This window comes from Streptomyces sp. NPDC127084 (assembly GCF_042724175.1).
Taxonomy (GTDB): Bacteria; Actinomycetota; Actinomycetes; order Streptomycetales; family Streptomycetaceae; genus Streptomyces.
Genome location: NZ_JBHXFA010000142.1, coordinates 12,998 through 19,080, shown reverse-complemented (window position 1 = coordinate 19,080; position 6,083 = coordinate 12,998). Strand labels below are relative to the sequence as shown.

The 6,083-nt window shown below is 68.8% G+C and carries 5 protein-coding genes and 1 pseudogene; 2 read left to right on the top strand and 4 right to left on the bottom strand.

Features of this window, described 5'->3' with window-relative positions; all coding sequences use genetic code 11:
* Together ACFWI9_RS26820 and ACFWI9_RS26815 are read right to left on the bottom strand one after the other, a co-directional pair.
* On the bottom strand, positions 1–969 hold a 969-nt coding region (locus tag ACFWI9_RS26820; RefSeq protein ID WP_387165753.1), incomplete at its 3' end, for a lytic polysaccharide monooxygenase.
* 358 nt (positions 970–1,327) lie between these two features.
* The gene (locus ACFWI9_RS26815; RefSeq protein WP_387165751.1) at positions 1,328–1,582 is read right to left on the bottom strand and encodes a hypothetical protein; all 255 of its coding nucleotides are present in this window, start codon (positions 1,580–1,582) and stop codon (positions 1,328–1,330) included.
* 475 nt (positions 1,583–2,057) lie between these two features.
* On the opposite strand from ACFWI9_RS26815, the pseudogene ACFWI9_RS26810 reads away from it, so the two are divergent.
* A pseudogene (locus ACFWI9_RS26810) lies at positions 2,058–2,279 on the top strand (TerD family protein); the annotation flags it as partial.
* 388 nt (positions 2,280–2,667) lie between these two features.
* Here ACFWI9_RS26810 and ACFWI9_RS26805 read toward each other — a convergent pair.
* Complete coding sequence (locus ACFWI9_RS26805) at positions 2,668–3,219, bottom strand: tellurite resistance TerB family protein (protein ID WP_387165749.1); 552 nt, start codon at positions 3,217–3,219, stop codon at positions 2,668–2,670.
* Between the two features lie 531 nt (positions 3,220–3,750).
* Positions 3,751–4,617 (bottom strand): GNAT family N-acetyltransferase, encoded by an 867-nt coding sequence (locus ACFWI9_RS26800; protein ID WP_387165747.1) that lies wholly within the window; start codon positions 4,615–4,617, stop codon positions 3,751–3,753.
* 511 nt (positions 4,618–5,128) lie between these two features.
* Here ACFWI9_RS26800 and ACFWI9_RS26795 point away from each other — a divergent pair.
* On the top strand, positions 5,129–5,938 hold the full coding sequence (locus ACFWI9_RS26795) for a S1 family peptidase (RefSeq protein WP_387165745.1): 810 nt from the start codon (positions 5,129–5,131) through the stop codon (positions 5,936–5,938).
* Positions 5,939–6,083 lie beyond the last annotated feature (145 nt).

Sequence of the window (6,083 nt, the reverse complement as noted above, 5' to 3'; positions counted from 1 at the left end):
GACCGCCGCCGCCCCGAGGGCGACCACCGCCGCGCCGCCCGCGGCCAGATACGGAGCCGACCCGCTGCCACCGGTCTCGGCGAGATCCGCACCGGCGCTGTTCGCCCGGGTCGTGTTCTCGGCCTTCTCGGCGTCCTCCGGGTTCTCTTGGGTCTCCGGGGTCTCCGGCTTCTCGGTCACCTCCGGCGGAGCGGCGTCCTGACCCTCGGCCCCAAGGCCGTGCTGCCCGCCGTGGTCCGCGGACCCGTCGCCGCCCTTGGGTGTGCGGCTCTCCGCCGGGGTGGACGCGACCGGGGCAGGCGAGCCGCCGTCCGCCGGTGCCGAACCGCTGCCGTCCTTGCCGAACACCACATCCGAGCAGGTGTAGAAGGCCTCGGGGGAGTCGGACCGCTGCCAGATCGAGTAGACGAGATGCCGCCCGGACTTGCTCGGCACCGTCCCCTCGAAGACGTACTCACCGTTGACCAGCTTCGGGTCTGCGACTCTGGCGAACGGCTTCCCCTCCAGGTCGGACCACTTGAGCGGCTTCGACGGGTCGAACCCGTCCTTGGTGATGTACAACTCGAAGGAACCCTTGTGGGGGGCGGTCCCCTTGTAGCGGAAGGTGTGGTCGCCCGCGGTCAGCTTCGAGGCCGGCCAGTCGGTGCGCGGCAGATCAAGACCTCTGTACTTGTCGCGCCCGGCGCTGCACAGCTTCCCGTCGGGAATCAACTGCCGGTGGTTGCCTGCGGCGTTGGCGATGTTGACTTCGTTCCAGTCGTAGAACGCCTGTGCGCCACTGGCGGCGACCGCCGCCCTGCACGCCGCCGATTCCGGGCTCTCGGGCCCCTCGGCGTAGCAGGCCGACACCCGGCTCACCGGATCCGTCATCGACCCGTGAGCGACGGCCGGTGTGGCGGTCAGCGCGGTCAGCGCGACCGGTGCGGCGGCGAGCACGGTGACGGCGGTGGCCTTGCGTCGAGCGGTCATGGTGGGAGATCTCCTTCAACGGTGGCGTGGGGGAGTGGACCGGGGCCGTTCGGCAAGCGCCGACGAGCAGCAAGCTAGTCCCCGGAATCGACGAAAACGGCTGATGGGAGCGGGTGGAGAGGATCCTTATGCTCCCTTTAAGGGGGAGGTAAGAGAGGGCTCAGGAACGCTGCGGAGAGTGCACGGGTGACCACGCGGTTTGGTGCATCGTCGTCCGTGGTCGTCCAGGAGAAGCCGCCCCGTGTCGCCTCGGTTGGCTCCCACTTTGGCTCCCAGGTGTCCCCCGACCGACTCCCGCTCTCTCGTATCGGCTTCCGCCCTGGTCAGACGCTGGTTCTTGCCGGCTTGGCTTTGCTGGTCAGTAGCGAGTGCGTCTGGTGCCCAGGCACGAGAGCACCCTGCTGGCATGGAAGGCGATGTCGCCGAGCAGCAGCACCTGGTTGCTTGACTCGGGACTGCTGTCGTGCGCTGCTCTGGCGGGGGTGGCCGCCGAGCCTGGCAGCGTGCCGCGTACGGTCAGCGCATGCACGATCAGCGAGACCAGCGTCAGGGCGACGGCAAGCCGGAGCACAGGCAGGCCGCCCTGCTTGCTGACATCACCGACGGGGCTCAAGAGGCCGAAGCGGTGGTGTTCGTGTGCACGACATGTGGCGTGCCCCTGACGGGGCCACTCACACGGCTGCCCGCAGTTCCCCAGGCTCCGTACTACGCATGGTGGGACGCCGATGAGCCGGGTCCGTCACCGGCGACCGTGCCGTCAGGCTGCTATGCGATCGAGACGGAGCCGTACGGTGCGCCCTTGGTCGTCACCGAGGCGTCCGGGCCTGCGATGCCACGCCGCGGGACGATAAGCAACGTACACGGGCAGCCGTTGGTGTCGCGGGGCCCGCGAGGCAACATCGTCATCAACCCGGGCGACGCCCGCGGCCTGGAGCTCCAGCACGCGTCCGCCGCTTGCTGCGGAGCGACCCCGGACGGCGGATTGAACCAGTTGTGCGCCTGCGGAACCCTCGTCGCGACCCTCTGCTCCGACTGCTGCCTGCCGTACGAGCTCCATCTCTCAGCCGGCCATGTCCGCGCTGTTCGTCCCTGAGCCAGCGGTCATGCTCCCCGAGGGCAACGGCACCCAGATCACGGGTTTTCGCCTGTCCCTCTTCAAAAGCATGGGAAGCACCCGCGGTAACGCCGAGTCGAGCTTCATCCGAAGCGTCGACGATGCCGTGCACCGGTTCTACACCACCGTGGTAGTTCACCTCGACCATCCGGCGCCCCGACGGGCGCCCTCGGGGGAACGTGCGGTGACGGAATGAGACTTGACCTGCGAGGCAACCAGTCCAGGTCGACTTACTCAGCCGGAGTGCTTCCGCTTGCACAGCCCCAGACCCAGGACGCCGACCAGGGTGCGAGCGCCGAGGGTGGATCCCGGTGCGTGGTTCAGCGCCCGTGACCGACCATGGTTCCCTTCCTGGCCAAAGGCTCCCAGCCGCAATCCGCTGGGGGTCTTTGCGCTGGAGGACGCGGATGGTTTCGAAGCGCCGGCATCTGATGTGCAAGTTCGCCCCGGGGGCCGTGGCAGCGGGCTTCAGCTGGTAGCGCGGGCTCTGTCAGGCTGCCCGGAGCTGCTGCCGTCTGGGGGCGTTGATGTCAGCTGTGGATGCCACTCCGCCGTACCACCGCGACACTCGGTGGGGCAGTTGGTCAGATGTTGAACTCCTGCGGGGACAGGCCGAGCACCGAGCATGCCTCGCGCAGGACCTGCTCCTCGGCCGGCGCGACGAAACCGTCCGCACCGGCGACGACGAAACCGGTCTGCACGACCGCCCTGGCCTCCGTCGGCTTCTTCGCCGCCTTGGCGATCTCCTGCATGGCCTCAGCCTTGCCCTGCTGGAAGTTGAACGCCAGCTGGTCGACATGCTTGTTGAACCGCTGCCGCAACTGGTCGGACGGGAAGTTCTGCAGGACGTCGTTGTTCAGGATCAGTGATTCCACATGCTGTCGCTCTGCCGGGTCGACCTGACCGTCGGCAGCCGCGACCAGAGCACACATCGCCATGCTGGCGTCCCGGTAGGCGCCGCTCTTCAGCTCCGCCTTGAGGGACGTGAGCTGGGACTTGAGCGTGCTCACCAGCTGAGCCCGCGATCCGCCGGTGGCCCCCGTACCCGGTCGCCCACGTCCGCCAGAGCCCTGCGTCCCCTGCGACTGCTGCTGCAGACTCTTGGCCTGGTCCTTGATCCGATCCCACATCGCCACGCGTGCCACCTCGGCTTCTGCCCATATCGTTCCGGTCGTCCCCGCGCATTCACGCGTCCTCCTCCCAACGCCCCCCGGCACCCCGAAGTTCCTCAGCCGGTCGGCCGCCGCCCAGGGCGCGAACGGCAGCCGTCAGACTGGAAGTGATCGCACAGGTCGTCGGTCACAGCGGGACTCACGCCACCGAAACCGTCTACCGCAAGCAGATCCGTCCAGTCATCACTGAGGGTGCCGAGGCCGTGGACGCCGTCTCTGGTGGGTCGGACGCGGCCGACAGTTACTGATTTCGGCGCTTCGAGGTGGTTGGCTGGTTTGTACGGCCGACTGATGGTTATTCGCGCAGGATGTCGTTGGTATGCGCTATGCGGATGACGGATGGAACCGCCTTCGTCCGCCGGGCTCCCTCGGAGTTGGTGCGGATGTCCGATCGAGCCGAGAGCAGAGCCTCGTGCGGCTGCCGCACGAGGCTCTGGCGAGCATGGCCGCCGTACGAGGTGCTGCGGCATGGTGAGAAGGTCCGCAGACCCGACGTCAGACCTTCCGGATCCGGTCGGCGATCTCCGGCCTCGCCGCGAACCCGGCCGCCTTGTACGTGGCGACGGCGCCGACGTTGGAGCTCGGCGTGCACACACGCACGCTTGACGAGCCCATCTGCCGCAGTGCGGCCGCCCCGGCGACAGTGATTGCCCGGCCGTAGCCGCGGCCGCGGTGGTCCGTGTGGACGCCCAGTGGCTCGACCAGTCCTGGTTTCCCGGGGCCGGCCGACCAGACCGTCACCACCGCCGCGGGGTTGCCCTGGTCGTCGTAAGCACCCAGGCAGCGGGCGTCGGCGTAGAACGGTGCCGCGGACATCTTGTGCCGGTACTCGCGCGTGGGCTTCGTGGTGTTGAACGCGGACCGCAGGACGTCTGCGAAGTCCTGTGCCTGCTCCAGGCCGATCTCCTTGATCCGCACGCCGGGGTCCTCCACCGCTTCGGCGAGGTCGCGGAAGAGCGGCGTCCACGGCTCGTCGACGCCCCAGCCCTCCTTGGTCAGCAGGTCGTGGAGCAGCAGGCCCTGCGGCGCCTCGATGGACACCCCTCCTTCCGGCAGCACGCCGCGCTCGGGCAGCGAGAAGTCCTCGACGAGTCGCCGCGCCAAGTCCTCGTCATGGAAGGCGTCGGAAGCGACCGTCATCCGCACGAGCGTCGGCGAATCCAGCATCCCGACGGCGACGATCCGTCCGTGCCGGCTCCAGGTCCGTACCGCCGCGGCCGTCTCGGCCGTTCCGAACCGGTAGTTCCAGCCGATGTCCCCGGGATGCAGCTGCATCGGCGTTTCGTCGTGTTGCCACTCCCGCATCGCCGCGATGGCCTCGCGCACTCCGTCGGCCGTCGGCGTCCTCAGCACAATCGTCATAGCCGGGATCAGACACCCCGTCTCGGTGGCGTGCAACCGATTAACCGACCAGGCGCTTCAAGGTGATGGTGGCGGGAGGTCGATGGCGAGTCCGGTCCCGGCGAGGAAGCCGTCGAGGGCGTCGGGGCGGTACTGGAGGCGCTTGCCCAGCCGACCACCTCAAAGCGCCGAAGTCAGTAGCGTCAACTGGGAGCCAACGACGTTTGCTGCGGATGGTGCGTGTCCGATCACAGCCGCGCCGGGCGGCGGACCGGGGTGCCGAGAATCGGCGAGAAGTGAGGTTTTGAAGGCAACAACGCCTGAAGGAAAGGCGGTTGTGCCTACTGGGACTCTTGTTCGTCGAGTATCTGTTCCGGATAATCGCTAGGCGCTCTGCGAACTCATCCCCCACTGGGTTCGGACGCCTTATGCCGTGCTGCCGTCATTCAGCCGCACTGTCACGGTGGCGACTTCCGTTTCCCGGACGTGGGTCTGGGCTCGTGGCGCTCATCCCCCCACGAGAGGAAGTCTCTTGACCACCTTCCTGAAGCACCTCAGGACGACCACCGCGATCGGTGCCGTCGCCCTCGCCGCCCTCAGCCTCCAGTCCGGCACCGCCGCCGCAGCCCCCGAGCCGACCCCACGCGGCGACCTGGGCCCGACGGTCGTCGGCGGAACCCCCGCCGAGCAGGGCGAGTTCCCGTTCATGGTCCGGCTGTCCATGGGGTGCGGCGGTGCGCTGTATGCCAAGGACATCGTGCTCACCGCCGCCCACTGCGTCGACGGCAGCGGCCCCAACACGGACATCACCGCGACCGCCGGTGTCGTGGACCTGGAAGACCCCGGAGCGGTCAGCGCGAAGTCCACCCAGGTCCTCCAAGCCCCCGGATACAACGGCAAGGGCAAAGACTGGGCGCTCATCAAACTGGACAAGCCCATCGACCTGCCGACGCTGCCGATCGCCGAGGACGACAAGCTCACCAACGGCGAGTTCGACATAGCCGGCTGGGGCGCGGACAAGGAAGGCGGCTCCCAGCAGCGGTATCTGCTCAAGGCCAAGGTGCCGTTCATAGACGACGCCGCCTGCCAGTCGGCGTACGGTGACCAGCTCACCCCCGGCGAGGAGATCTGCGCCGGGCTCCTGGACGCCGGCGGCGTCGACACCTGCCAGGGGGACTCCGGCGGCCCCATGTTCCGCAAGGACGAGGCAGGTGCCTGGATACAGGTCGGCATCGTCAGCTGGGGCGAGGGGTGTGCCCGCCCGGGCAAGCCCGGCGTCTACACCGAGGTGAGCACCTTCGCCGCGGACATCAAGAAGGCCGCAGGGGAACTGGGCGGCTGAGCCCGTCGCGCCCGGTCGGGGCACGATGAGCCATGCGGGGGCGCGGGGCGGGGGGGGGACACCCCCCCCCCCACCCAGCAGGCGCGGGCCCCCCCCCCCCCCCGCCCCGGACCCCGGCGACGCGCGCGCCCACCCGCCCGGGGCG